This window comes from Actinomadura hibisca NBRC 15177 (genome assembly GCF_001552635.1).
GTDB classification, from domain to species: Bacteria; Actinomycetota; Actinomycetes; order Streptosporangiales; family Streptosporangiaceae; genus Spirillospora; species Spirillospora hibisca.
This window is the reverse complement of record NZ_BCRO01000002.1, coordinates 1-25,423: the sequence shown is the minus strand read 5'-3', so window position 1 is coordinate 25,423 and position 25,423 is coordinate 1. Positions and strand designations below refer to the sequence as shown.

Sequence of the window (25,423 nt, the reverse complement as noted above, 5' to 3'; positions counted from 1 at the left end):
TCCCCGGGTCCCCTCGGTCACATCCCGTGTCATCTCCCCCGGACCCGGGCATGACCACCCTGATCACCGGGGGAAGGGCGGCCATGGCCGAACAACAACACGAGAGCAACCTGACGGTCCTGCTGGCCCTGGGCGCGAACCTGGGCATCGCCGTCGCCAAGATCATCGCCGCGGTCGTCACCGGGTCGGCGTCGATGGCCGCCGAGGCCGCCCACTCCATCGCCGACACCTTCAACGAGGTCCTGCTGCTGGTGGGGCTGCGCCGCAGCGGCCGCCCCGCCGACCGCCGCCACCCCCTCGGCTACGGCCGCGAACGCTACATCTGGACCCTGCTGGTCGCCGTCGCCATCTTCGGCATGGGCGCGCTGTTCGCCTTCTACCAGGGCGTGGAGACCCTGCTGGGCCACCGCACCGCCGACGAGGCCGACCCGCTGGTCGGCTACGTCGTGCTGGGGGTGTCGTTCGTGCTGGAGGGGATCTCCTGGCAGCAGGCGGTGCGGCAGGTCCGCGCCGCCGCCCGGGAGGAGGGCCTGCCCTTCCTCGCCTACGTGCGCCGCACCGACGAGCCCACCTCCATCAGCGTGCTGCTGGAGGACTCGGCGGCGCTGCTGGGCCTGCTGCTGGCGTTCGCCGGCCTCGGCCTGCACCAGCTCACCGGCTCGGCGATCTGGGACGGCGTCGGCTCGGTGCTGATCGGCGTGCTGCTGACGGCGGTGGCGCTGGTGCTGGGCCGCATCAACCTGAACCTGCTGGTCGGCAACCAGGCCGACCCGCGGATCGTCACCGACGTGCGCGCCCGGCTCGCCGCGGCCCCGGAGGTGGAGTGGCTGGTGGACATCATCACCATGACCGTCGGCGCCGACCAGGTGCTGGTGTGCGCCCGGCTGGACTTCCGCGACGACCTGACGGCCGCCGACGTGGAGCGGGCCTGCGTGCGCCTGTCGCACGAGCTGCGCGAGCGGCACGAGGAGATCGACGAGGTGTTCCTGGAGCCGGTCCCCCGCGACGACCCCGACCTGCGCGCCCGGGTGGTGGCCCGCTACGGCGGCCCGCTCGGGGAGGTCCCGCCCGGCACGGGCATGGGCGGCACGGGCATGGACGTCGGGCACGCGGCCCCGCCGGAGCCCCCGGAGCCGTCGGCGCGGTAGCGGCCGCGGGGGTTGTCGCGCAGGTCACACCGGGTCTGCGAAACGTTCCGGATGTGCCTTGTGAGACGCTTGTTCCGGTGCCCCGGGAACAAGAACACCGGCGGTGACGTTCCGTCTAGTGCACGCGTCACCAGAGCCGAAATCCTCCGCGTCGCGCCGTCAACCATGAAGGGAGAGGGGTGTCCCATGCCACGAACCGCCGTAGAGACGCCGCTCACGGAGTCGTCGGGCTCCGCACTCGGCGACCTCCTGGAGCGTGGCCGCGCCCAGGGGCGCCTCTCGCTCGACGAGGTCCGCAAAGCGTTCGAGGCCGCCGGGATCAGCCCCGCCCAGGGCCGGTCGATCCTGCGGGAGCTGTCGGAGAACGGGATCAGCCTCGCCAGCGAGGACGAGTCCGCCAAGCGCAAGCCCGCCGCGCGGACCGCCGCGACCAAGGGTAAGGCCAAAACGGAGTCCGGGAGCACCGCCAAGGGCAAGGCCGCCAAGAGCGCCGAGGGCGCCGAGGGCGAGGAGGCCGCCCAGCCCACCGCCCTGAAGGCCCCCGCCGCCCGGCGCGCCGCCCGCAAGGGCGCGGTCAAGGCCGCCCCCGAGCCCGCCGACGTCGACGCCGAGGACACCGACGCCGAGGACTCCTTCGAGGTCACCGAGGTCGAGTCCGCCGAGCCCGAGATCGCCGACCTGGACGACACCTCTACGGCCATGGGCGACTCGGTGCACACCTACCTCAAGGCCATCGGCCGCCGCCAGCTGCTCACCGCCGAGCAGGAGGTCGACCTGGCCAAGCGCATCGAGGCCGGGCTGTACGCCGAGCACAAGCTGGAGACCGAGAAGCTGACCCCGCAGGCCCGCATGGACCTGGAGTGGGTGGCCGCCGACGGCCGCCGCGCCAAGTCCCACATGCTGGAGGCCAACCTGCGGCTGGTGGTGTCGGTCGCCAAGAAGTACTCCGACCGCGGCCTGTCGCTGCTGGACGTGGTGCAGGAGGGCAACCTCGGCCTGATCCGCGCGGTGGAGAAGTTCGACTACTCCAAGGGCTACAAGTTCTCCACCTACGCGATGTGGTGGATCCGCCAGGCCATCCAGCGCGGCTTCGCCGACTCGGCCCGCACGATCCGGCTGCCGGTGCACGTGCTGGAGATGCTGAGCAAGCTGAGCCGGGTCGAGCGCGACATGCACCAGCGGCTGGGCCGCGAGCCCACCCCCGAGGAGCTGGCGGTGGAGCTGGACAAGAGTCCCGAGCAGGTCCGCGAGCTGCTGCGCACCAGCCGCCAGCCGATCAGCCTGGACTCCACCATCGGCGAGGACGGCGAGACCCGGATCGGCGACCTGATCGAGGACACCGACAGCCCCGAGGCCGCCGAGCTGGTGGACCGCCAGCTGATGGCCGACCAGCTGCGCCGCACGCTGGACATCCTGTCGCCGCGCGAGGCCAAGATCATGGCGATGCGGTTCGGGCTGTACGACGGCACGCCGCGCACCCTGGACGAGATCGGCAAGGCCCTCGGGCTGACCCGCGAGCGCATCCGCCAGCTGGAGAAGGAGTCGCTGTCCAAGCTGCGCCACCCCAGCAACGCGCGGCCGCTGCTGGACTTCGCGGTCTGACGGTGTGAGCCGGACGATGTGAGCCGGACGATGTGAGCCGCTGCGAGGCCCGCCGGAGATGTTCCGGCGGGCCTTGCGCGTTCCTCCCCCCTTTCCCGCCCGAAAGCGGGAGGATTCGCACATGACGGTCATCACCGATGCCCAGCGCGCCGCGCTCGCCGACGAGCTGGAGTCGCGCGGGTCGCCGCTGTGCGACTGCGCGGCGGCGGGCCCGGCGGTCGGCGCGGTGTCGGGCGCGGCGGTGGCCCACCACTGCGGCTGCGCGGCGGTGCGGGCGTCGGCGCTGGCTCGGCGGGCGGCCTCGCGCACCCGGCACGCCCGCGAGTGCGGCTGCGACGCCGCCGACCGGGAGGCGGCGCTGTACTGGGAACCCCGGCTGGCGGGGCCGCGGCCGGGCGGCGTCCCGGGCCCGGGGGCCTGCTAGCGAGCCACCCGTCAGGGCACTTTCAGGGCACATGGCGCGGCGTTTTCGGTGGTGGCGGCCGCTAGTCGCCCCGGCGGAACTCCAGGACGGCCACGCCCATCAGGCCCACGCCCATGGCCGCCACCAGCAGCACCTCCAGCCAGACCGGCACGTGCCACCCGTTCCAGGTGACGCCGGGGTTGAAGGTGCGCGCCAGGGCCGGGGCGACGTCCGTGGGCGAACACGGCCTGGCGCAGGGGGTCGACGGCGTAGGTGAGCGGGTTCAGGCGCGTCAGCACGCTCAGCCAGGCGGGCAGCCCGTTCAGCGGGTACAGGGCGCCCGAAAGGAACATCATGGGCATCATGGCCATCTGCATGACGGCGAAGAACGACTGCATGGTCCTGATGCGGGCGGCCAGCATCACCCCGAACCCGGTCAGCGCGAACGCGCCCAGGAACATCAGCCCCAGCATCTGGAGCAGCAGCAGCGGGTCGTAGGGGACGCCCGCCAGCCCGGCCAGCGCCAGGATCACCGTGCCCTGCAGGGTGGCCACCAGCGCGCCGCCGAAGCACTTGCCGACCACGATCGCCGCGCGGCTGACCGGCGCGACCAGCATCTCGCGCAGGAACCCGAACTCGCGGTCCCACACGATCGACCCGGCCGAGAACATGGCCGTGAACATCACCGACATGGCGCAGACGCCGGGGAAGATGAAGGTCTTCAGGTCGATCCGGCCGTCGGCGCCGCCGCCGCGCGCCATCAGGTTCGACAGCCCGGTGCCCATCACCAGCAGCCACAACACCGGCTGGACGAGCCCCGACACCAGGCGCATCCGGTCGCGCCAGAACCGGATGAGCTCGCGGTGCAGCACGATCTTCACGGCGCGGGCGTCGTGCCGCACGCTGCGTTCGGGCACCCGGACCCGGACCACGGGCGCCTGTCGTGTCGCGGTCCCCATCGGCGGTCCTCCCCGTCGTCGGTCCCCGGCGGTCCCCGCGCCGCCGCCCTGCCGCCGTCCAGCAAACCACCGCGCGGGGCGGACGTCAGCCCGATATCGCCGCCGGAGCCGGCCGGGCCCCACCAAGGGCGGACTTGACCAGCGCATGGCCGTAGCAATCCGAACCAGCGGGAACCGCCACGTTGACAGAAATTCGTGACATCGACGAATGTTCGAGAGGAAGCGGCATGCTCAACGCCCTGCGCAAGAAGGGTCTGTCCTCACGCGTGATGTACGCCATGGGGTTCGGGTCGATCGGTCTGACCGTGGTGTCGTGGATGGCGTCCAAGAAGATGGAGGCGGCCGGCGTCGACCGCGCCGACCGCTGGGGCCTGTTCATCGGCGAGTGGGCGCCGACGTTCTTCGCCCTCGGCACCGCCATGCGGCTGGAGGAGCAGTGGGGCGACACCGGTCCCCACGAGGCGATGGCGCACATGAAGGACACCGTCAAGGACAAGGCCCGCGACGCGGTGCCGACCGGCTGACCGGGCGCGGAGGCGGCGATGAGCGAGCAGCGGCCCGAACGCCACGACCGCGACGATCCGGGTCGCGGCGCGCACTCCGGCTGGGAGGAGACGCCCCGGGACCGGGTCGTCCCCGGGACCGGCAGCGCCACCGAGGGCTACGAGACCGAGGGCGGCACCCGGCACGGCGTGCCGCTGGAGGGCGTCGAGGACGACGATCCCGACCGGCCGGACACCGTCTGAGCAGCAACCGAACACCGAAACTGAACACCGACCGGGCGCCGCGTGACGCGGCGTCGGGGAACGGCGAAGGCCGCCCCGCCTCCTTCAAGGAGGCGGGGCGGCCTTACTTTCCGCCCGCGTTCTATCCCCTGCGCAGCCTGGATCCGCCCTTGGCGGGCCGGACGCCGCGCTTGCGGAGCTGACGCCGGATCTGCGCGCCGGTGAAGGGGGTGACCTCGGCGAGCTGGTCGGTGGTGCGGCCGTCCCGGGCGGCGGCCTCGATGGCCTGCCACAGGTCGTCGAGGGCCGCCTCGGCCTCGGCCTGGGCCTTGGCGTGGCGGGTTGCGGCGAGTTCGACCTTGGCGTCTGCCTGTTCTGCGGCCATGGGGACCAACGTACCGGCTCCGGTTCCGCCACCTCGCAAGCGGGTCATATGCCGCATAGCGGTCACTTTGGGTTGCAATGAGATAACGAGCGGTAACCATCTCGCCCCCGCGCGCGTCTCATCGGTTCGAACCTCCCGACGCCTCGCCCCTAGGAGACCGCCATGGTCAGGACCCTCCCCCTCACCGCCGGCGCGCTGGCCCTCGCCCTCGCCGCCACCGCCTGCCAGCCCCCGGCCGACCAGGCCGCCTCGGGCGACTCCGGCGCGAGCGGCAAGCCCGCGCAGCGGCAGGCCGCGGCCGCCGGGATCGGGCAGCCCGCCAAGGACGGCAAGCTCACCTTCAGGGTCACCAAGCTGGCCACCAGGACCACCCGCATCGGCGACCAGTACGTCGGCGCCGACCCTCAGGGCAAGTTCGTCCTGGTCAGCCTCTCGGTCACCAACCACGCCAAGGAGGCGCAGACGTTCATGGGCTCGGCCCAGAAGCTGCTGGCGGGCGGCAAGGAGTACAGCGCCAGCGACGAGGCCGCGGTGTGGCTGGAGTCGTCCAAGTCGCTCTACGAGCAGATCAACCCCGGCAACAGCGTCAAGGGCGTGGTCGTGTTCGACGTGCCCCGCGACGTCAAGCCGTCGGTGCTGGAGCTGCACGACTCGCCCTTCTCCGGCGGCGTCCGCGTCAACGTCAGGTAGCCCGGCCCGGCCGCCGCTGGGAGGCGACTCTCAGCGGCGGCCGCGCATGGCCATGCGCATCCAGTCGGTGGCCGAGCCCTCGGCGTCGCGGATGGTGGAGCCGGTGAACTTCATGAACACATCGTCCAGCGAGGGGCGGGACACGCTCACCGACACGATCGGCACGCCCAGCTCGGCGAACAGGCGCGGCACGAACGCCTCCCCCGAGGGCACCGCGAACGTCACCACGCCCTCGGCGAGGGTCGCCTCCAGGTCGAAGCGCTCGCGCAGCGCCGCGATCGCGGCGGTGTCGTCGGCGGTGCGGATCTGCACCCGGTCCTTGCCGACGCCCTCCTTCAGCGCGCCGGGGGTGTCCAGCGCCACGATCCGCCCCGAGTCCATGATCGCGATCCGGTCGCAGTACTCGGCCTCGTCCATGTAGTGAGTCGTGAGGAAGATCGTGATCTGCTCGGCGTCCTTCAGGTGCCGGATGTACTCCCAGATCGAGGCGCGGGTCTGCGGGTCCAGGCCCACCGTCGGCTCGTCCAGGAACAACACGCGCGGCGAGTGCAGCAGGCCCCGGGCGATCTCCAGGCGGCGCTTCATGCCGCCGGAGTAGGTCTCCACCCGGTCGCCGCGCCGGTCCCACAACCCCACCATCTCCAGCACCTGCCGCATCCGGTCGGCGGTCAGGGCGCGCGGCACCCCGTACAGCTCGGCGTGGAAGCGCAGGTTCTGCTCGCCGGTCAGGTAGCCGTCCAGGGTCGGGTCCTGGAACACCAGGCCGATGTTGCGGCGCACGTCGTCGCGCTCGGCCACCACGTCGTGCCCGGCCACCCGCGCGCGGCCCGCGCTGGGGCGCAGCAGGGTGCACAACATGTTGATGGTGGTGCTCTTGCCCGCGCCGTTGGGGCCCAGGAACCCGAACACCTCGCCGGGACGCACCGAGAACCCGATGCCGCGCACCGCCTCCACGTCGCCGAACCGCTTCACCAGGCCGTCCACCTCGATGGCCGGTCGCTCGTCCGACATGCGTCCCCCCGGAGTGGCGTTGGTCAGCCGTCCCACGCTAGGAGCGGCCCGTTCCGAGCGTCAAGGCCGTTTCCGGTACGGGCCGGGGCGGGTCACGACGGGGGCTGCATCACCGAGAACAGGCCGCCCTGCGGGTCGGCCAGCACCGCGAAGCGGCCCACCGGCAGGTCGGCGGGCGGCAGCACCACCGCGCCGCCCAGCTCGGCCGCCCGGACCGCCACCGCGTCGCAGTCGGCCACCGCGAAGTAGACCGCCCAGTGCGGGCGCGCCTCCGGCGGCCAGCGGCCGTCCATCAGCACCATCCCGGCCACCGGCGTGCCCGCCCCGGTCTTCCACTCGGTGTAGTCGGTGCCCTCGAAGGTGTAGCCCGCGCCCCGCCAGCCCAGCGTCGCGCCGTAGAACGCCGTCGCGGTCCCGGCGTCGCGCGTGGCCAGCTCGCTCCAGGTGTAGGCGGCGGTCTCGTCCACCACGGCCGCGCCGGTGAAGCCGCCCGGCTGCCACAGGCCCAGGTGCGCGCCGTGCGGGTCGAACACCATCGCGAAGCGGCCCATGCCCGGCACCTCCATCGGGCCCAGGAACACCCGGCCGCCCGCCGCGACGACCGCGCCCGCGGCGGCGTCCACGTCGGCGACCGACACGTAGGTGGTCCACAGCGCCGGGGTGCCGGGCGGGGCCTCGGGGACGTGCAACATCATCGCCGCCACCGGCCGCGCCGGGTCGCCGTCCAGGCTCAGCAGCGTGTGGCCGCGCTCCCGGTCGCCGCCGGGATGGGCGTGCCAGCCGAACAGGCCGGTGTAGAACGCCCCGGCGGCCGCCAGGTCGGGGGTCACCAGGTCCACCCAGCAGGGCGCGCCCGGTTCGTACGAGGTCTTCTCCGGCATGACGGCCTCCCCCTCCAGCCTAGGGCGGCCGTCACCGGGTGTCTCGGACTCCCCTCACGCCACCGGCACCGCCACCGCCGCGCTCAGCCGCGCCTCGTCGAAGCGCCGCAGCACCAGCCGGGCGAGCGCGTCGTGCGCGCCGATCGGCTCGGCCACCACGTCGGCCCCGCACGCCTTCATGCGCTCGTGGAACATCCCCGGCGCCAGCACGTAGGACGCCACCGCGACGCGGCGCGCGCCACGGCGGCGCTGCTCGGCCACCACCTCGGCCAGCGGCGGGCCGTCGGCGGCGACCAGGCCCCACGGCACCGGACGGCGCAGGCGGCGCGACAGCAGGCGCGCGGCGGCACGGACGTCCGCCAGACCCGCCGGATCGGACGAACCGGCCGCGCCCAGCACCACCGCGTCGGCGTCGCGGACGTCCAGGCGGTCGGCCACACGGTCGGACATGGCCGCCGCCAGCAGCGCGTGCGGGCCCAGCGGACGGGCCGTCACCGCGTCGGGGCACCAGCGCTCCACCCGGCCGGGGAAGTCCACCAGCGCGTGGTAGCCGCGCGCCAGGAGGAGTGGCACGGCCACCACCGGGCCGTCGATGCGGTGTAAGGCCGTCTCCAGAACGGGTTCGGCCAGCTCGCCGTAGGACTCGGCCACGCGTAGCCAGGGGCGCAGCGCCCGGACCCGGTCCAGCAACGCCCGCACCGTCTCCGGGCCCGCCGGACGGCGCGTGCCGTGCGCCACCGCCAGCAGCGTCGGCACGCCCTCCTCCGTCACGTCAGCCACGGACTTCCGCCCGCACCGGATCGCACGCCAGCCGGTAACCGCGCTTCACCACCGTCTCCACGATCCCCGACCGGCCCAGCCCGCGCCGCAACCGCGCCACCGCCATCTCCACCGCGTGCTCGTCGGCCTGCGGCCGCGCCTCCCGCAGCCCGCTGCGCGCGCCCTCCCGCGTCCACGGCGCACCCGACGCCATCAACCGGCTCGGCAACACCCCGCACAACTCGGCCCGCGACACCACGTGCCCCGGCCGCCGCGCCAGCGCCCGCAGGATCGCCATCGGCGCGGGCGCGATCGGCCGCAACTGCCCGTCCAGCACCACCGCGTGCCCGCGCAACTCCAGCGCGAACCCCCGCACCTGCAACCGCCGCGCCCGGCTGCGCGGCAGGTCCGCCACCAGCGCCCGCACCAGCGCCCCGATCCGCGCCCGCTCCGGCTGCACCGTCGGCACCCCGCGCTCGGTCAGCGCCCGCGCCGTCACCGGCCCCACGCACGCCGCCACCACGTGGGTCCGCAACGCCTCCAGCAGCGGCTCCTCCAAGTCGTCCTCGGCCGCCACCGCCAGCGTCGCCGACACCGCCGGCGCGCTGGTGAAGGCGATGGCGTCCACCGTCCCGGCCACCGCCTGCCCCACCAGCCGCCGCAACGGCGTCGCGTCGTCGGTGCGCGACCACCGGTACACCGGGATCTCCACCACCTCCGCGCCCGCCGCCCGCAACGCCCCGGTGAACTCCGGCAACTCCTCGCCGTACAGCTGCACCGCCACCCGCGTGCCCACCAGATCCTGCTCCAGCAGGTGCTTCAGCACCGCCGCGCAACTCTCCGGCCCCGGCGACCAGTGCTCCTGCAACCCCGCCGACCGGATCGCGCCCCGCGCCTTGGGACCGCGCGCCAGCAGCGTCGTGCGCTCCAGCCGCGCCACCAGCGCGTCCCGCAGCCCCCACCCGTCGGCGGCCTCCAGCCACGCCCGGAACCCGATCGCGGTCGTCACCACCAGGTGGTCCAGCGGCCGGTCCACGCACTCGCGCGTCACCGCCAGCAGCTCGGCGTCGTCGGCCAGCGGGATCAGCCGGATCGCTGGAGCGTGCACCACCCGCGCCCCGCGCCGCTCCAGCAGCGAGGCCAGCTCCTCGTGCCGGCGGGCCGCGGTCACCCCGACGGCGAACCCCGCCAGCGGCTCACTGTCGGTGCCCATCGGGAACCGCCACCTCCACCCGGTCGCCGGCCGCGCGGCGGATCGCGTAGACCGGCAGCGCCACCGCCGGATCGTCCGCGCAGCGCCCGGTCCGCAGGTCGAACACGTCCTTGTACATCGGCGAGGCCACCACCGGCGCGCCGCCGCGGGTGCCCTGGATGCCGCGCGAGATCACCTGCGCGCCGCTGAAGGGGTCCAGGTTCCCCACCGCGTGCAGCGCGCCGTCGAACGTCCGGAAGATCGCCACCTGGGCGCCCTCCACGATCGCGCACGCGCCCCGCTCGGGGGTCAGGTCGCCGTAGCGGCACACCGCGTGCCAGCGCGACGGCGTCGCGGGCTGTCCTGCTGTCATGGCCGTCTCGGGGGGAGCGGACGGCTCTGCGGTCAACTCGGCGGTCATCGTGCGGCCACCTCCAGGCGGGGTCCGGCCACCAGGACCGGCTTGATCTGATCGCGCTCGGGTTCGAAGGCGATGCTCGGGTCGGGGACGTCGGGGGCGTTCACGAACGACACGAACCGCCGCAACTTGTCCGGATCGTCCAGCGTGGCGCGCCACTCGTCGGAGTAGGACGCCACGTGCCGCTCCATCGCGGCGTCCAGCTCGGCGCACAGGCCCAGCCGGTCCTCCACGATCACCTCGCGGAGGTAGTCCAGCCCGCCGTCCAGCGCCTCCAGCCACGAGGCCGTGCGCTGCAACCGGTCGGCGGTGCGGATGTAGAACATCAGGAACCGGTCGATGTAGCGCACCAGCTCCGCGTCGCTCAGATCGCTGGCGAACAGGTCGGCGTGCCGGGGCCGCATCCCGCCGTTGCCCGCCAGGTACAGGTTCCAGCCTTGCTCGGTCGCGATGATCCCGAAGTCCTTGCTCTGCGCCTCGGCGCACTCGCGCGCGCACCCCGACACCGCCGACTTCAGCTTGTGCGGCGCGCGCAGCCCCCGGTACCGCAGCTCCAGCCGGATCGCCATCGCCACCGAGTCCTGCACCCCGTACCGGCACCACGTCGACCCCACGCACGACTTCACCGTCCGCAACGACTTGCCGTAGGCGTGCCCCGACTCGAAGCCCGCCTCCACCAGCCGCCGCCAGATCTCCGGCAGCTCCTCCACCCGCGCGCCGAACAGGTCGATGCGCTGCCCACCGGTGATCTTGGTGTAGAGGCCGTGGTCGCGCGCCACCTCCCCGATCACGATGAGCTTCTCCGGCGTGATCTCGCCGCCCGGGATGCGCGGCACCACCGAGTAGGTGCCGTTCTTCTGCATGTTCGCCAGGAAGTGGTCGTTGGTGTCCTGGAGCGCCGCCTGCTCGCCCTCCAGGATGTGGCCGTTGCCCAGGCTCGCCAGGATCGACGCCACCACCGGCTTGCAGATGTCGCAACCGCGCCCGCGCCCGTGCGCGTCGATCAGCTGCGTGAACGTCGTGATCCCGGTGACCCGCACGACGTCGAACAGCTCGGCCCGGCTGTGCTCGAAGTGCTCGCACAACGCCTTGCTGACCTCGACGCCCGCCGCCGTCAGCTCCGCGTCCAGCAACTTCTTCACCAGCGGCGTGCAACTCCCGCACGTCGAACCGGCCCGCGTGCAGCCCTTCACCGCCGCCAGCTCGGTCAGCCCCTCGTCCCGGATCGCACACCGGATGTGCTCGGCGCTGACGTTGTTGCAACTACAGATCACCGTCGCGCCCGGCAGGTCTCCCCCCGCCGCCTCGGTCCCGCCGAACAACGCCTGCTCCGGACTGCCCGGCAACTCCGCGCCGATGAACGCCCGCAACGTCGGGTACGACGACGCGTCGCCCACCAGCACCCCGCCCAGCAGCGTGCGGGCGTCGTCGCTGACCACCAGCCGCTTGTACACCCCGGCGACCGGATCGGTGTAGGTCACGTCCAGCGCGCCCTGCTCGGGACCGGCGAACGGGTCGCCGAAGCTCGCCACGTCCACGCCCATCAGCTTCAGCTTCGTCGACAGGTCCGCGCCCTCGAACCGCGCGGCGCTGTCCCCGCCGCCCGCCAGCGCCAGCAACCGGTCGGCCACCACCTCGGCCATGCTGAAACACGGGGCGACCAGCCCGTACACCTGCCCGCCCACCAGCGCGCACTCCCCCACCGCCCACACGGCCGGGTCGGAGGTGCGGCACGAGGCGTCCACCACGATCCCGCCGCGCTCGCCGACCTCCAGCCCGCAGGCCCGCGCCAGCTCGTCGCGCGGCCGCACACCGGCGGAGAACACCACCACGCCCGCCTCGACCGCCGACCCGTCGGCCAGCGCCACCCGCGCGACCGCGCCGTCCGCGCCGGGCTCCAGGCCCGCCATGGGCGTCCCGGCGTGCACGTTCATGCCCAGCGCCTCGATGTGGCGGCGGAGCATCGCGCCGCCGCCCTCGTCGAGCTGGCGCGGCATCAGCCAGGGCGCGACTTCGACGACGTGGGTCTCGACGTCGAGGTTCTGGAGTGCGCGTGCGGCTTCGAGGCCGAGGAGCCCGCCGCCTACGACGATGCCTTCAACCGACTGCCTTGACATAGTAAGGTTTCGGCAGTGGTCGCGGAGGGCGTCCAGGTCCTCGATCGTCCGGTAGACGAAGACGCCGGGCAGGTCGCGGCCCGGCACCGGCGGCACGAACGGCGCCGAGCCCGTCGCCAGCACCAGCGCGTCGTACCCGACCTCGCGGCCGCTCGCCGTGCGCACCGTGCGCGCGGCCCGGTCGATCCCGGCGACGGGGTCGCCGGTCACCATCTCCACCTCCCCGTCATGTGGCGGGTAGGCCAGATCTGCGTCCTCGGTCAGATAGGAGGTCAGCGCCACCCGGTCATAGGCGGGCCGCGTCTCCTCACCGATGACCGTGATCCGGCAGGCGCCGCCGCCGTCCCGGGACCGCAGCGCCTCGACCAGGCGATGCCCGGTCGGCCCGTGCCCGACAACGACCACCCTCATGTGTTCGTCCCCTCCGACGTTCATGGGGACGATCCTCAGCAGGGGCCGTTTCGCGGCTGCGTCCCCTTTGTCACCGCCGTGTTAAAAGCCCCTCACGGTGAGACACCCCTGATGTCAGCGAAACGGGCAGGGAACGGGCAAAGCGCCGGCCCCTGACTCCCGGTTGACGTCCGGGAGTCAGGGGCCGTGGGGAAAGCAGGGTCAGACGGCGGAGACGGAGTCCTGCTCGTCCAGCCACGACACGATGCCCTCCAGCGCGTCGCGGCAGCCGCCGCAGCCGGTGCTCGCGCGCGTCCCGGCGGCGACCTCGTCGGCGGTGCGGGCGCCCTTCTCCCAGCACGCCCGGATCTGCCCCTTGGACACGTTGTTGCAGTGGCACACCGTCGCCGCGTCCGGCATCCGCACCGGCGAGTCGGCGGGCGGCGCGCCGCCCACGCCCGGGAAGAACAGGCTGAGCCGGTCCGACGGCGGCGGCGCGGCGCGGTCGTAGAGCTGGGTCAGGGTGCCGGCGGTGCTGGTCTCGCCCAGCAGGATCGCGCCGACCACCCGGCCCTCGCGGATCGTGACCTTCTTGTAGGTGCCGCGGCTGGCGTCGGCGAAGCTCAGCACCTCCACGTCGGGGTCGTCGTCGCCGTGGTGGGTCTCCCCCATCGCCACCAGGTCCACGCTGGCGGCCTTGAGGCGGGTGATCTGCCGCGCGCCGGTGAAGCGGGCGCGCTCGTCGGCGCCGGTGAGCAGGTCGGCCAGCACCGCCGCCTGCTCCCAGGCGGGCGCGACCAGGCCGTAGACGGTGCCGTCGTGCTGGGAGCACTCCCCGATCGCGCGCACGTGCGGGTCGGTGACCGACCGCAACGTCTGGTCGACCACGATCCCCCGGTCCACCGCCAGGCCCGCCGACCGCGCCAGCGTCGTCTCGGCCTTGACGCCGCAGGCCAGCACCACGACCTCGGCGGGCAGCACCTGCCCGGTGGCCAGCCCGACCCCGGTCACCGCGCCGCCGGCCGCGTGCAGGGCCGTGACGTTGGCGTCCAGGCTGGCGCGGATGCCGAGGCGGCCGAGCGTCCGCGCCAGGACCCGGCCCGCGCCGGGGTCGAGCTGACGTTCCATGAGGTGGCCGGCCAGGTGCACCACCGTGGCCTCCAGGCCGCGCCCGGCCAGGCCCCGCGCGGCCTCGATGCCCAGCAGGCCGCCGCCGACCACCACCGCGCGGCGCGCGCCCTCGGCGGCCTCCAGGATGGCGCGGCAGTCGTCCAGGGTGCGGAACGCCACCGCGCCGCGCGGCAGGCCGTCCTCGGTGCCGGGGATGGGCGGGACGAACGCGGTGCTGCCGGTGGCCAGCACCAGCGTCCCGTACGGCGTGGTCGTGCAGTCGGAGGCGTGGACGAGGCGGGCGGCGCGGTCGATCGCCACGACCTCCACGCCGGGCCGCACGTCCACGCCGTTGCGCTCGTACCAGGCGGGGTCCACCAGGCCGATCTGGTCGGGCGCGGCGACCCCGGCCAGCACGTTGGACAGCAGGATGCGGTTGTAGGGCCGGCGGGCCTCCGCGCCGAACACCGTCACCGGCACCTGGCGGTCGCGGGACCGGATCTCGCTGACCAGCCGCGACCCGGCCATGCCGTTGCCGACGACGACGATGCTCATGAGTTCGCTCCGATGGGGGTGGGGGCCGGTTCCAGACGCACGGGTTCGAGGCGTACCGCGCACACCTTGAACTCCGGCATGCGCGAGGTGGGGTCGAGCGCGGGGTTGGTGAGCAGGTTCGCCCGGCCGCGCCCGGCCCAGTGGAAGGGGATGAAGACGGTGTCGTCGCGGACGGCGTCGGTCAGCCGCGCGGCCACCTCGACGCTGCCGCGCCTGCTGGTGACGCGGACCTGCGCGCCGTCGGCGATGTCCAGCCGCTCGGCCAGGTCGGGGTGCAGCTCCACGAACGGCGCGGGCGCGGCCTCGGTGAGCGCGGCGACCCGGCGGGTCTGCGCGCCGCTCTGGTACTGCGCCAGCACGCGCCCGGTCGTCAGGTGCACGGGGTAGTCGGCGTCGGTCGGCTCGGCCGCGCCCCGGTGCTCGACCGGGACGAACCGGGCGCGTCCGTCGGGGGTGGCGAACCGGTCCAGGAACGGGCGCGGCGTGCCGGGGTGCCCCTCCCCCGGGCACGGCCAGAACACCCCGCCCTCGGCCTCGATCCGCTCGTAGGTGATGCCGGAGTAGTCGGCGAGGCCGCCCGCGCTCGCGGCGCGCAGCTCGTCGAACACCTCGGCCGGCTCGCAGCTCCACTTGCCGGGGGCGTCCAGCCGGTCGGCGAGCGCCGCCAGGATCTCCAGGTCGGTGCGCACCTGCGGCGGCGGTTCGACGGCCCGGCGGCGGCGCAGCACCCGGCCCTCCAGGTTGGTCATGGTGCCCGACTCCTCGGCCCACTGCGCGGTGGGCAGCACGACGTCGGCCAGCAGCGCGGTCTCCGACGGCACGAAATCGGCCACCACCAGCAGGTCGAGGGCGGCCAGCCGCTCCTCCACCGCCGCGGCGCGCGGGGCCGACACCACGGGGTTGGACCCGAACAGCAACATCGCCTTCGGCCCGTCCTCGGTGCCCAGCGCCGACAGCAGCTCGTAGGCCGACCGGCCCGGCCCCGGCAGGGACTCAGGGGCCACGCCCCACACCCCGGCGACGTGCGCGCGGGCGGCCGGGTCGTCGATGCGGCGGTAGCCGGGCAGCTGGTCGGCCTTCTGGCCGTGCTCGCGGCCGCCCTGCCCGTTGCCCTGCCCGGTCAGGCACCCGTAGCCCGAGCCCTCGCGGCCCGGCAGGCCCAGCGCGAGCGCCAGGTTGATCAGCGCGGAGACGGTGTCGGTGCCCGACGCGTGCTGCTCGGCCCCGCGCGCCGTCAGGATGTAGGAGCGTTCGCCGCGTGCCAGCAGCCGCACCGCCTCGCGCATGTGCGGGACGGGCACGCCGGTGATGCGCTCGACGCGTTCGGGCCAGTACCCGTTCACCACCGTCCGCACGGCCTCGAACCCGGTGGTGCGCGCGGCGAGGTAGTCGGCGTCCACCAGCCCGTCCATCAGCGCCAGGTGCACCATCCCGTTGGCCAGCGCCAGGTCGGTACCGGGCGTGGGCTGGAGGTGCAGGTCGGCCAGGCGGGCGGTGACGGTGCGGCGCGGGTCCACCACCACCAGCGCGCCGCCGCGCTCGCGCATGTCGGTCAGGTGCCGCACGAACGGCGGCATGGTCTCGGCGACGTTGCCGCCCGCCAGCAGGATCGCGTCGGCGCGGCCCAGGTCGGTGATCGGGCCGGGCAGCCCCCGGTCCATCCCGAACGCGCGCCCGGACGCCGCGGCGGCCGACGACATGCAGAACCGGCCGTTGTAGTCGATCTGCGAGGTGCCCAGCGCGATCCGCGCGAACTTGCCGAGCTGGTAGGCCTTCTCGTTGGTCAGCCCGCCGCCGCCGAACACCGCCACCGCGTCGGGGCCGTGCGCGGCGCGCAGCCGGTCCACCCCGGCCGCGACGCGCTCCAGCGCCGCGTCCCAGGTGCACGGCTCCAGCGGCGCGCCCCGGCGGGCGCGCATCAGCGGCCGCGTCAGGCGGTCGGGGACGGTCAGCAGGTCGGCGGCGGTCCAGCCCTTCTGGCACAGGCCGCCGCGGTTGGCGGGCACGTCCTGGCGCGGCGCGACCCGCGGCGGCCCGGCGGCCGGTGTCCCGGCGTCCAGCGTCATGCCGCACTGCAACGCGCAGTACGGGCAGTGCGTCGGGGTCTCGGTCATGCCCCGAGACTCCGCAGCGCCGATTTCGCGGCGGCGTCCCGCGTGTGACCCCGATGTTAAAAGCCGCTCACGCGGCGCCGTTCGCCAAGGTCAGGTGACGCGCGCGGCTTCCGGCCGCCGAAAACTGACGATCACGTGTCAAGCGTTGTGAAACAGTGTCAAGCTCTCATCGGAGCCGCCGCACCGGTTCCCGAACGGATTCGCGGCCCGGCGATCATCCGGCTGCCGGATGCGGCCGTCCCCTCCCTCACACGCGCGTGAACGCGTGGTGATCCGGCCTAATCTCGGTACATGCCCGACGCTGCTTACTACGCTTCGCTGCCGCGCACCCGCGGCGCCGCCGCGGCCCTGCTGCTGGACGAGCTGGGCCGGGTGCTGCTGGTCAAGCCCACCTACAAGGAGGGCTGGTTCCTGCCCGGCGGGGTCATCGAGGCGGGCGAGTCCCCGCTGGCCGCGTGCGTGCGCGAGTGCCAGGAGGAGCTCGGCCTGACGCCCCGCCTGGACGGCCTGGTGTGCGTGGACTGGATGCCGGCGCGCGACGGCGTGGTGGACGCCGCCAACATGTTCGTGTTCGCCGGCGCCATCGCCGGCGCCGAGATCGACGCGATCACGCTGCCGCCCGACGAGCTGTCCGACCACGTGCTGGTCGCGCCCGAGAAGGTCCCCGAGCTCGCCCCGCCGCACGTCGCGCGGCGCATGGAGCCGTGCCTGCGCGGCCTGGCCGAGCGCCGGGCCGTCTACCTGGAGGACGGCCTGGCGCCCGCCTTCGGCTGACCCGCCGCCGGCCGGCCGCCGGGTCAGCCGGCCGGGTCAGGCGGGCACGCTGTCGCGGGCCGCCCGGCCCCGGTCCGGATCGGCGACCCGGGCGCAGTGGGCCGAGCAGTACCAGTGCCGGTCCACCTCGACCCCGTGCCCGAGGATCCGGCACTCGCAGTGCTCGCAGATCGGCGCCATCCTCGTGATCGCGCACTCGAACGAGTCGAAGGTGTGGACGCTGCCCTGCGCGTGCACCTCGAAGGACAACGCGTAGTCGTTGCCGCAGACCTCACAGGTCGCCATGCTCTCCCCTTCCCCCGAAGCATCGCGATCACTGTCTACCCGGCCGCGCCGCCCGGTACCCCTGCGACTCTGCACCCCGTGACGCGGCGGAACGCCGGTCGCCGCCGCCCCTGACGGCGGCGACCGGCGCCCCGGAGCGGGTCACACCCCGGCCTCGGCCAGGCTCGCGCGTGCCTCCCCCGTCCGCGCCCGCCGCAGGTAGCAGGCCCAGGTGAGCGCCACGCACACCCCGTAGAAGGCCGCCAGCGTCAGCAGCGCCGGGCCGATGCCGCCGGACTGCTCGATCGAGATCCGGAACGCCTGCTGCACCAGCACGCCGCCCGCCGCGCCGACCGCCGAGATGATGCCGATCGCGGCCGCCGCCGCGCGCCGGGCCCGCGCCACCGCCTCCTCCACCGCCAGCGGGTCGGAAGCGTCGGCCCTGGCCAACTCCCTCGCCCGGAACGCCGCGGGGATCATCTTGTACGTCGAGCCGTTGCCGAGCCCGGTGGCGACGAACACCAGCAGGAACGCCGCCAGGAACAGCGGCCAGCTCCCCGCCCCCACCGCGCCGGCGACCGCGACCACCCCGAGCCCCATCAGGAGGAACGTCACCACCGTCACGCGGGCCCCGCCGAACCGGTCGGCCAGCCACCCGCCCAGCGGCCGCGCCAGCGACCCCGCGAACGCGCCCAGCCAGATGTAGTGCGCGCCCTTCACGTCCGGGAACTGGTTCTTGATCAGCACGCCGAAGCTGAACGAGTAGCCGATGAACGACCCGAAGGTGCCGATGTACAGCACCGACATGACCACCGTCTGCCGGTCGCGGGCGGCGGCCGCCATCTCCCGCACCGTGTACGCCGAGGTCGCCCGGGTCAGGTTGTTCATGAACAGGTAGGCGCACACGGCCGCCGCCAGGATCAGCGGCATCCACACCCACCCGACCGCCACCAGCCCGAACGCCACGATCAGCGGCGGCATCGCCAGCTGCGTCACGCTGGTGCCCAGGTTGCCGCCCGCCGCGTTCAGCCCCAGCGGCAGGCCCTGCCGCGCGGCCGGGTAGAAGTGGGTGATGTTGGCCATCGAGGAGGCGAAGTTCCCGCCGCCGAGCCCGGTCGTCGCCGCGATCAGCAGCAGCGCCCAGAACGGGATGCCGGGGTTCTCGATCGCGTACACGAACGCGCCGCACGGCACCAGCAGCAGCAACGCGCTGACCACGGTGAAGTTGCGGCCGCCGAACCGCGCGGGCGCGAACGTGTAGGGGATGCGCATCGCGGCCCCCACCAGGTTCGGGACCGTCGTCAACCACAACGTCTCCCCCACCGTCAGCGTGATGCCCGCGCCCGGCAGGCTCAGCACCGCGATGCTCCACAACAACCACACCGAGAAGCCCAGGTGCTCGGTGAGGATGGAGAACGCCAGGTTGCGGGCGGCCACCCGCCGCCCGGTCGCCGCCCAGAACCGCTCGTCGTCGGGCTCCCAGTGGTCGATCCAGCGGCCGCCCCGGGACGCTCTCGCCGGTGCGGGGTGGTCGGTCAGCGCCGTCATGCCCTTCCTCCAGGTGTCGAGGGGCGCCCGGACGGGGCGCGTCGCACCCGGAAAACTAGGAAGGGCCCGTTACGCGCGGGGGTGCGCGGTGTGCCCGCGCTGCTACATCCTGCGCACAACCGAAACGCGGCCGTGTGAGACCGGCCCGGCGGAAGGCGACGGGACGCCGGTCAGCCGGAGCGGCGGACCCGGCGCGCGGACAGCCCGGCCGGGACGGCGGGCCAGCGCGGCGACCGGCCCGACGAGCGCAGCACCGCCTCCCACGCGTCGCCCCGGGCCAGCGGCAGGTGCGGCACGCCCCAGTGCCACGCCGACACCAGCAGCCCCGGATCGGCCGGCCGGTAGTCCTCGCCGATCGCGCGCGCCAGGTCCCAGGCGTGCAGGTGCCACTCCACGCAGGCCGCGCCCGCGTGGTCGCCGACGGTGTGCTTGGTGCCCCGGTAGATCAGGTGGGTGCGGTCCCACAGGTCGGGCACCAGGTCGGCGTAGGCCCCCGCCGACACCGTGAACGCCATGACGCGGCCCAGCCCGTGCTCGGCGGGCAGCACCGCCAGCTCGGCGGCGTTCTGCCGGGCCTGCTGGCGGATCAGCACGGCCGTGGCGGCGTCCTGGGCGAACAGCTTGGCCAGCCTGCTGTCGGGCGCGTCCTGGAGGTACTCCAGGTAGTTCTCGGCCACGCAGCGCAGGTGCCCGGCGAGGTCGATCACCTGCCAGTCGTCGCAGGGGGTCGGCGCCGCCCAGTCCTCCACCCGCGCCGCCAGCCCGCGGATCGCCCGCACCCCGTCCTGGTACGACTCCAGGACGCGAAGCCGATCCGGCGGCGTGCGCTCCACGTGTCCAACCCCCCGCTGGTACGGCCCTGCGCCGGGACGCGCCCCGGCCGGCCGCGCTCCCCCTGAGCCAGCGGCCGACGCCGGTACGGGACGCCCGGCGATCCCCCGAGAGGGCAGAATCTCAAACATCGACCTCCGGTGCCACTCGCCGGTCCTGTGTCGGCCGCCCCGAGTGGGGCGGCCGGGAACGGGCGGGCGGCCCGGTGGAAGCGCGGTGGGCGGCGCTACGGCCGCCGGCGGTCAGCTCGCCACCGACCCCGTCACCGCGCGGCTCTCCGATCCCGCCACCGAACCTGCCACGGCCGGAACGGTCCGGTAGCTCAACCGGTGCGCCTCGCGGGCGGTGCGCAGCCGGTCGACCTCGCCGGTCCACGGCCGCACGGCGGGCTTGGCCTTACGCTGCCGGGTCGCGATCTCGGCGGCGCGGCGGGTCTTGGCGTCCGCGCCGGGCGCGGCGTAGCCCTTGGGGCCGATCTCGGCGCGCTCGGCGGCCTCGGCCGCCTCGATGGCGGCGGTCAGCGCCACGTCGAAGGCGACCGTCAGCTCGCGCACCTCGGCCTCGGAACGGTCGGCGGCCTGCGCGGCGCGCAGCGCGCGCTCGGCGGCGGTGGCCTCGTCGAGCCGGTCGCGGTAGGCCCCGGCCAGCCGCCGGTCGGCCTCGTACAGGTCGGCGACGTCCTTGCTCATCCGGCGGCCCAGCGGCATGGCGGTACTCCTCGATAAAGCCGATCTTCACGGTGGTCCGCGCCAAGCGTACGCTCGGCACCGGCGTGTTGTGACGGGGGACACCAAAGTTTCCGCCTTTACGCAGTAAGGTGAGGTCTCATGGTGCGGCAACCCCAGATCAACGCGCAGAACCGGCCCCCGCTCTCCACCGAGCGGATCATCGAGGCGGCCCTGCACATCATCGACGGCCAAGGCCTCGGCCGGCTGACCATGCGGCGGCTCGGCGACGCCCTGGAGGTCGAGGCCATGGCGATCTACCACCACCTCCCCCGGGGCAAGGAGCAGCTCCTGGACGGCCTGGTCGCGCACGTCGGCGCGGCCCCGGCCGACCTGCCGGGCGCGCTGGAGCGCGCGGCGGGCTGGCGCGACGCGCTGCGCCGGTGGGCGCACGACTACCGGGCCCGGCTGCTGGAGCACGCCGGGGTGCTGCCGCTGCTGGTCACCGGCCGCAACCCGGCCGCGCTGGCGGAGACCACCGCCTCGCTGCGGGAGATCCTGCGGCAGGGCGGCCTGCCCGAGGTGCCCGCCGCGGCCGCCGCGCACGCGCTGCTGGCGTTCGTGCTCGGGCACGCGGCGCTGGAGGTGCGCGGCACCGCCGAGGGCGCGGCGGCGCTGCGCGCCACCGAGGGCCCGGTGGACTGGAACACGCGGTTCAGCGCGGGCCTGGACCTGGTGCTGAACGCCGTCAACCCCGGCTGAGCCCCCGGCCGCCCCGTCGGCGGCCCGGCGGCTCCCTGATGGCTCCCCAGCGGCGGCCCGGCGGCTCTCCGGTCGTCCGTCCGGCCCTCAGTCGTCGACGACCAGGACCTCCAGGGCGCGGGCCCCGGGGCCGCCGGGTGCGGTCGGCCCGGTGATCCAGGTGAGCGGCCGGGCCGGGTCCAGGCGCGCCACGGCCTCGGCGAGCGTGCCCACGATCTGGTCGGCGTGCACCACGCACACGTGGTGGCCGGGCACCAGGGCCAGGGCGCGGCGGCCCTGGCCGCGCCCGCCGTCCAGCACCAGCGTGCCGGTCTGCGCGACGGCGGCGGCGCAGCCGGTGACCACGCCGTCCACCGCGAGCGCGTCGAACCCGGCGGCGCCCACGCCGGCCGCCGTGTCGGGCACCGCGCGCACCCCGTCCAGCTCGGCCAGCCACCCGAACGGCAGGTCGGCGGGGACGGCGATGCGCTTGGCCTCGCGCCCCCACAGCGCGGCGGCGATCGCGGTGGGCAGCTCGTCGGCGACCACGTGCCGGACCGGGACGCGGTGCCCGGCGACGCGCTCGATGAACAGCGCGACCACGTCGGCGCGGCCGGGCGCCTGGTCGGGGGCCAGCCGCCGCCGGTAACCGCGCGGCACCTCGACCGGCGTGCCGCGCGCCGGGCCGAGCGCGGCGCGCACCCGCCGCAGCACCTCCTCGCGCGCGTCCGGCCCCAGGGCCGCGTCCGCCGTCCGGTCCGGCCTCACCCTGTCCGGCCTCTTCGGCCTCTCCGGGCTCATCGCGCCCCTCCCCCGGGACGGTCCGCCCACCAGGCGCGGAAGGGGCGCGGCGGCGGCACGGGCAGGTCGCGGGCGTCGGTCCAGCGTCCCAGCAGCCCCAGCACGCCCGGCAGCCGCCGGACGCGCCCGCCGCGCGCCAGCAGCCGCGCCCACCGGGTGCCGCGCCGCAGCGCGGTCTCGTAGCGGCGGCGGTCGGACAACGTCCACGCGACGGTCCGCATCATCGCCAGCTCCGGCGTCGGCACCGGGCGGTGGCGGCGCGACTCCACGACCCGGCCGCGCAGGTGCACCAGGATCTCGGGGATGTCGATGCCGACCGGGCACACCTCCGCGCACGCCCCGCACAGCGTGGACGCGAACGGCAGCGAGGCGTTCGCCGCGCTGCCCACCCCGCGCAGCTGCGGGGTGAGGATCGCGCCGATCGGTCCGGCGCGCACCGGCCCGTAGGGCGCGCCGCCGACGCGCTCGTAGACGGGGCACACGTGCACGCACGCGGCGCAGCCGATGCAGCGCAGCGCGGCGCGGCCGACCTCGTCGGCGAGCGTGCCGGTGCGGCCGTTGTCCAGCAGGACGAGGTGGAACTCGCCGGGCCCGTCGCCGGGGGCGGACCCGGTCCAGGTGGACACCGCCGGGCTGAACCGTCCCGCGCCGCCCGGACCGCCCGCCGAGCGCGGCAGCAGGTGCAGGAACACCTCCAGGTCGCGCCAGGTGGGCACCACCTGCTCGATCCCGGCGACCGCGACCAGCGGGCCGGGCAGCGCCAGGCACGCGCGTCCGGCGCCGGTCTCCTCCAGCAGCACCATCGTGCCGGTCTCGGCCACCATGAAGTCGATCCCGCACACCCCGGCGCGGGCGGCCGGGAGCCGGTCGGGCAGGGGCGTGGCGGTCAGGCCGATCTCGCGCAGCACGGGCGCGTCGGCGCGGACGACCTCGCCCGCGCCCACCAGGCCCCGGACGATCCGGCGGGCCTCGGCGGCGTCGGCGGCCCAGTGCACGATGCCGCCCGCCTCGATGACGGCGCGTTCCAGGTCCTCCAGCAGCGCGTCGAGGTTGAGCAGCGTGCGCTCCCGGACGGCGCTTCCGGCCGCGCGCAGTTCGCCCCAGTCGGGCAGTTCGGCCACCGCCGCCGCGCGCCGCGCCCGGACGGCGGCCACCGAGCCGCGCAGCTCCCCGCGCGAGGCGGGGTCGGCGAGGGCCTCGCGGGCCGCGTCGGCGAACCTCGGCCGCGGGGAGGAGGGGGTCGCTGAAGGGGTCACACCGTCTCCGTCTCGGCGAGGATCTCGGCCAGGTGCATCGTCCGCACCCCGGCGCGCAGACGCGTGAGCGCGCCGCCGATATGGGCGAGGCAGGAGTTGTCCACCGCGCACACCACGTCGGCGGCGGTAGCGCGCACGTGCCGGACCTTGTCGGCGACCATCGCGACCGACACGTCGGCGTTCTTCATGGCGAACGCGCCGCCGAACCCGCAACACTCCCCCGCCTCGGGCAGCTCCACCAGCTCCAGGTCGCGCACCGCGCGCAGCAGCCGCCGGGGCCGGTCGCCCACCTCCAGCGCCCGCAGCGCGTGGCAGGTGGGGTGGTAGGTGACGCGGTGCGGGAAGCGCGCGCCCACGTCGGTGACGCCCAGCACGTCCACCAGGAACTCGGACAGCTCGTGGACCCGCAGGCCCTCGGCGTCGCGGGCCAGGCCCGCGTCCCCTGCGGCGCGGGCGATGCGCGGATAGTCGCGGCGGACGGTGGCCGCGCACGAGGCCGACGGCGTCACCACCACCGGGGCGTCGTCCCCGCCGAACACGGCCGCGAAGCCGCGCGCGAGGTCGGCGGCCTCGCGCTGGTAGCCGCTGGTCCAGTGCACCTGGCCGCAGCACGACTGCCCGGCCGGGAACACCACCTGGTGGCCGAGGCGCTCCAGCAGCCGCGTCACCGCCCGGCCGGTGCCCGGGAACAACGCGTCGTTGAAGCACGCGACGAACAGCGCGACGCGCATGGTGGACGCCCCCTCCTCGCCATGTGCCTTCCCCCGGCGGTCATGCTAGGCCGCGGAGGGGCCGTGGCGAGGGGGAAGACGACAACGCGGATGGCCGATGGGGGACGCGCGCCACAGGTCGCCCGGAAATCCCAGGGAATGTTTGATGATCAGTCGGCGTGTCGTTCTTGGTCCGTTATGCGGGACAGGGCACGCTGGGCACAGCACTCCAGGGTGAGACGGGTCACAGCCCACCGGTACCCCGGTACCAAGGGACAACCGTCCCAACGGGCTATGGCCGCGACGAAGCGAACCGTTCCACACTGGAATGCGTCATAGAGACAACACCCACCACCAGTAGTCGAGACCGGAGGCACGCCGATGTGCCGTCACCAGCCCGCCTGTCCCACGCCCGACGGACCGGACCGCGACGCCGCCCGCACCGTGGCGAGCCACCCCGAGCAGGGGTGGAGCCTGCTGTGCAACGGCGTGGTGCTGTTCGAGGACACCGGTGAGCTGCTGCCCGGCGGAAAGATCGTCGCACCGCACCGGCCGACCGACCTCCTGGTCGTCCCGGCCGCCTGACGCGTTCTCCGCACACCACGGGGGACTAGTCCGAACGGGTGATCTTTCTCGGGGGCACCTTCACCTGCCCGCTCTTCTGGGCCCGACCCGGGCCCGGAAGACACCGCACTCCCACCTTCCTCACTCCCGCCTCCCAGGTCCGGGCGCCCAGCGGCGCAACCACGGCGCGGCCGCCGCGCCCGCCGCCGCCGGGTCCTTGGCCAGCTCGTGCCGCTCGCCCGGCAGCACGACCACCTCGGCGGCGTCGGCCGGGTCCGGCACGCCGAACGGGTCGCGGTCGCCGTTGACGACCAGCACCTCCACGCCCGCCTCCCGCAACTCCCCCACCCGCGACTTCTCCGGCTTGCCGGGCGGGTGCAGCGGGAACGCCAGCGCGATCACGCCCGCCGCCTTCGCCGCGCGGGCCGTCCGGCAGGCCACCCGGGCCCCGTTGCTGCGGCCGCCCTGCACCAGCGGGACGTCACCGAAGCGGGCCCGCAGCGCCGCCACGATCTCCAGCCACGCCTCGTCCTGCTTGACCGCCGACCCCGGCGCGCGCCGCCCCGCCCGGCGGAACGGCTGCAGCACCCGCGCGACCGCGCCGCCGAGCCCCAGCGCGACGTCCCGAACCGCCAGCAGGTCAGGGGCCTCCACCCCGCCATTGGACCCGTGCGTCAACACGAGCAGAAACGCCGGGTCGACAGGCCCGTCCAGGGCCACTTCAGCCAGGCCGTGCGCGGTCTCGATCTCCATGCCGCAACCGTAGCGAAGCCGCCGAGAACCTCAGCCGTCACGCGAATGCCTAACTGG

General features: G+C 74.5%; 27 protein-coding genes. 9 read left to right on the top strand and 18 right to left on the bottom strand.

Annotated elements, in window-relative coordinates; genetic code table 11:
* The first annotated feature begins 50 nt into the window (after positions 1-50).
* From AH6_RS01345 to AH6_RS01335, 3 genes are all read left to right on the top strand, one after another.
* Complete coding sequence (locus tag AH6_RS01345; RefSeq protein ID WP_245679115.1) at positions 51-1,148, top strand: cation diffusion facilitator family transporter; 1,098 nt, start codon at positions 51-53, stop codon at positions 1,146-1,148.
* 186 nt (positions 1,149-1,334) lie between these two features.
* Positions 1,335-2,750: an RNA polymerase sigma factor gene (locus AH6_RS01340; RefSeq protein ID WP_067472087.1), complete on the top strand. Its 1,416-nt coding sequence runs from the start codon at positions 1,335-1,337 to the stop codon at positions 2,748-2,750.
* A 121-nt stretch (positions 2,751-2,871) separates the two neighbouring features.
* On the top strand, positions 2,872-3,174 hold the full coding sequence (locus tag AH6_RS01335) for a hypothetical protein (RefSeq protein ID WP_067472084.1): 303 nt from the start codon (positions 2,872-2,874) through the stop codon (positions 3,172-3,174).
* An 11-nt stretch (positions 3,175-3,185) separates the two neighbouring features.
* Here AH6_RS01335 and AH6_RS01330 read toward each other — a convergent pair whose 3' ends face one another.
* Entirely contained in the window at positions 3,186-4,112 is a 927-nt protein-coding gene (locus AH6_RS01330) for an ABC transporter permease (protein WP_245679114.1), read from the bottom strand.
* Between the two features lie 227 nt (positions 4,113-4,339).
* On the opposite strand from AH6_RS01330, the gene AH6_RS01325 reads away from it, so the two are divergent.
* Positions 4,340-4,636: a hypothetical protein gene (locus tag AH6_RS01325; protein ID WP_067472081.1), complete on the top strand. Its 297-nt coding sequence runs from the start codon at positions 4,340-4,342 to the stop codon at positions 4,634-4,636.
* Between the two features lie 18 nt (positions 4,637-4,654).
* Entirely contained in the window at positions 4,655-4,858 is a 204-nt protein-coding gene (locus AH6_RS01320; protein WP_067472078.1) for a hypothetical protein, read from the top strand.
* 121 nt (positions 4,859-4,979) lie between these two features.
* On the opposite strand, the gene AH6_RS01315 is transcribed toward AH6_RS01320, so the two are convergent.
* The gene (locus AH6_RS01315; RefSeq protein WP_067472076.1) at positions 4,980-5,222 is read right to left on the bottom strand and encodes a hypothetical protein; all 243 of its coding nucleotides are present in this window, start codon (positions 5,220-5,222) and stop codon (positions 4,980-4,982) included.
* Positions 5,223-5,384: 162 nt separating this feature from the next.
* On the opposite strand from AH6_RS01315, the gene AH6_RS01310 reads away from it, so the two are divergent.
* Complete coding sequence (locus AH6_RS01310; protein WP_067472071.1) at positions 5,385-5,912, top strand: DUF4352 domain-containing protein; 528 nt, start codon at positions 5,385-5,387, stop codon at positions 5,910-5,912.
* A 30-nt stretch (positions 5,913-5,942) separates the two neighbouring features.
* On the opposite strand, the gene AH6_RS01305 is transcribed toward AH6_RS01310, so the two are convergent.
* From AH6_RS01305 to AH6_RS01270, 8 genes are all read right to left on the bottom strand, one after another.
* On the bottom strand, positions 5,943-6,923 hold the full coding sequence (locus tag AH6_RS01305; protein WP_067472068.1) for an ATP-binding cassette domain-containing protein: 981 nt from the start codon (positions 6,921-6,923) through the stop codon (positions 5,943-5,945).
* Positions 6,924-7,015: 92 nt separating this feature from the next.
* The gene (locus tag AH6_RS01300) at positions 7,016-7,804 is read right to left on the bottom strand and encodes a VOC family protein (RefSeq protein WP_067472063.1); all 789 of its coding nucleotides are present in this window, start codon (positions 7,802-7,804) and stop codon (positions 7,016-7,018) included.
* Between the two features lie 54 nt (positions 7,805-7,858).
* Entirely contained in the window at positions 7,859-8,584 is a 726-nt protein-coding gene (locus tag AH6_RS01295; protein ID WP_245679113.1) for a sirohydrochlorin chelatase, read from the bottom strand.
* Positions 8,577-9,776 (bottom strand): uroporphyrinogen-III synthase, encoded by a 1,200-nt coding sequence (locus AH6_RS01290; RefSeq protein ID WP_067472061.1) that lies wholly within the window; start codon positions 9,774-9,776, stop codon positions 8,577-8,579. Before AH6_RS01290 ends, AH6_RS01295 begins: the two co-directional genes overlap by 8 nt.
* Positions 9,760-10,176, bottom strand: coding sequence for a nitrite reductase small subunit NirD (nirD, locus tag AH6_RS01285; protein WP_083982107.1), 417 nt, complete (start codon positions 10,174-10,176; stop codon positions 9,760-9,762). The genes AH6_RS01290 and nirD overlap by 17 nt, the downstream gene beginning before the upstream one ends.
* A complete protein-coding gene (gene nirB, locus AH6_RS01280) occupies positions 10,173-12,701 on the bottom strand; it encodes a nitrite reductase large subunit NirB (RefSeq protein WP_067472398.1) in 2,529 nt (842 codons plus the stop codon). The genes nirD and nirB overlap by 4 nt, the downstream gene beginning before the upstream one ends.
* Positions 12,702-12,902: 201 nt before the next feature.
* A complete protein-coding gene (locus tag AH6_RS01275; RefSeq protein WP_067472058.1) occupies positions 12,903-14,345 on the bottom strand; it encodes an FAD-dependent oxidoreductase in 1,443 nt (480 codons plus the stop codon).
* On the bottom strand, positions 14,342-16,459 hold the full coding sequence (locus AH6_RS01270) for a molybdopterin oxidoreductase family protein (protein ID WP_067472055.1): 2,118 nt from the start codon (positions 16,457-16,459) through the stop codon (positions 14,342-14,344). The genes AH6_RS01275 and AH6_RS01270 overlap by 4 nt, the downstream gene beginning before the upstream one ends.
* 291 nt (positions 16,460-16,750) lie before the next feature.
* On the opposite strand from AH6_RS01270, the gene AH6_RS01265 reads away from it, so the two are divergent.
* On the top strand, positions 16,751-17,233 hold the full coding sequence (locus tag AH6_RS01265; RefSeq protein ID WP_067472052.1) for an NUDIX domain-containing protein: 483 nt from the start codon (positions 16,751-16,753) through the stop codon (positions 17,231-17,233).
* 36 nt (positions 17,234-17,269) lie between these two features.
* Here the strand turns inward: AH6_RS01265 and AH6_RS01260 are convergent, their stop codons facing one another.
* The 4 genes from AH6_RS01260 to AH6_RS01245 form a co-directional block, all read right to left on the bottom strand.
* A complete protein-coding gene (locus AH6_RS01260) occupies positions 17,270-17,518 on the bottom strand; it encodes a metallothionein (protein ID WP_067472049.1) in 249 nt (82 codons plus the stop codon).
* Between the two features lie 141 nt (positions 17,519-17,659).
* Complete coding sequence (locus tag AH6_RS01255; protein ID WP_067472046.1) at positions 17,660-19,045, bottom strand: MFS transporter; 1,386 nt, start codon at positions 19,043-19,045, stop codon at positions 17,660-17,662.
* 170 nt (positions 19,046-19,215) lie between these two features.
* The gene (locus AH6_RS01250; protein ID WP_067472044.1) at positions 19,216-19,878 is read right to left on the bottom strand and encodes a maleylpyruvate isomerase N-terminal domain-containing protein; all 663 of its coding nucleotides are present in this window, start codon (positions 19,876-19,878) and stop codon (positions 19,216-19,218) included.
* A 240-nt stretch (positions 19,879-20,118) separates the two neighbouring features.
* On the bottom strand, positions 20,119-20,583 hold the full coding sequence (locus AH6_RS01245; RefSeq protein WP_067472042.1) for a plectin: 465 nt from the start codon (positions 20,581-20,583) through the stop codon (positions 20,119-20,121).
* Positions 20,584-20,703: 120 nt separating this feature from the next.
* On the opposite strand from AH6_RS01245, the gene AH6_RS01240 reads away from it, so the two are divergent.
* The gene (locus tag AH6_RS01240; RefSeq protein WP_067472039.1) at positions 20,704-21,303 is read left to right on the top strand and encodes a TetR/AcrR family transcriptional regulator; all 600 of its coding nucleotides are present in this window, start codon (positions 20,704-20,706) and stop codon (positions 21,301-21,303) included.
* An 87-nt stretch (positions 21,304-21,390) separates the two neighbouring features.
* Here AH6_RS01240 and AH6_RS01235 read toward each other — a convergent pair whose 3' ends face one another.
* Genes AH6_RS01235 through AH6_RS01225 form a run of 3 tightly spaced genes read right to left on the bottom strand, consistent with a single transcriptional unit; the run spans position 21,391 to position 24,070 of the window.
* Positions 21,391-22,050 (bottom strand): LutC/YkgG family protein, encoded by a 660-nt coding sequence (locus AH6_RS01235; RefSeq protein ID WP_245679112.1) that lies wholly within the window; start codon positions 22,048-22,050, stop codon positions 21,391-21,393.
* Positions 22,051-22,079: 29 nt separating this feature from the next.
* A complete protein-coding gene (locus AH6_RS01230; RefSeq protein ID WP_067472037.1) occupies positions 22,080-23,339 on the bottom strand; it encodes an LUD domain-containing protein in 1,260 nt (419 codons plus the stop codon).
* Positions 23,336-24,070 (bottom strand): (Fe-S)-binding protein, encoded by a 735-nt coding sequence (locus tag AH6_RS01225; RefSeq protein ID WP_067472034.1) that lies wholly within the window; start codon positions 24,068-24,070, stop codon positions 23,336-23,338. Before AH6_RS01225 ends, AH6_RS01230 begins: the two co-directional genes overlap by 4 nt.
* Positions 24,071-24,430: 360 nt before the next feature.
* Here AH6_RS01225 and AH6_RS01220 point away from each other — a divergent pair, with 360 nt between their 5' ends.
* Complete coding sequence (locus tag AH6_RS01220; RefSeq protein ID WP_067472031.1) at positions 24,431-24,634, top strand: DUF5999 family protein; 204 nt, start codon at positions 24,431-24,433, stop codon at positions 24,632-24,634.
* A gap of 120 nt (positions 24,635-24,754) precedes the next feature.
* Here the strand turns inward: AH6_RS01220 and AH6_RS01215 are convergent, their stop codons facing one another.
* A complete protein-coding gene (locus tag AH6_RS01215; protein WP_067472029.1) occupies positions 24,755-25,366 on the bottom strand; it encodes an alpha/beta hydrolase family protein in 612 nt (203 codons plus the stop codon).
* Positions 25,367-25,423: the final 57 nt, after the last annotated feature.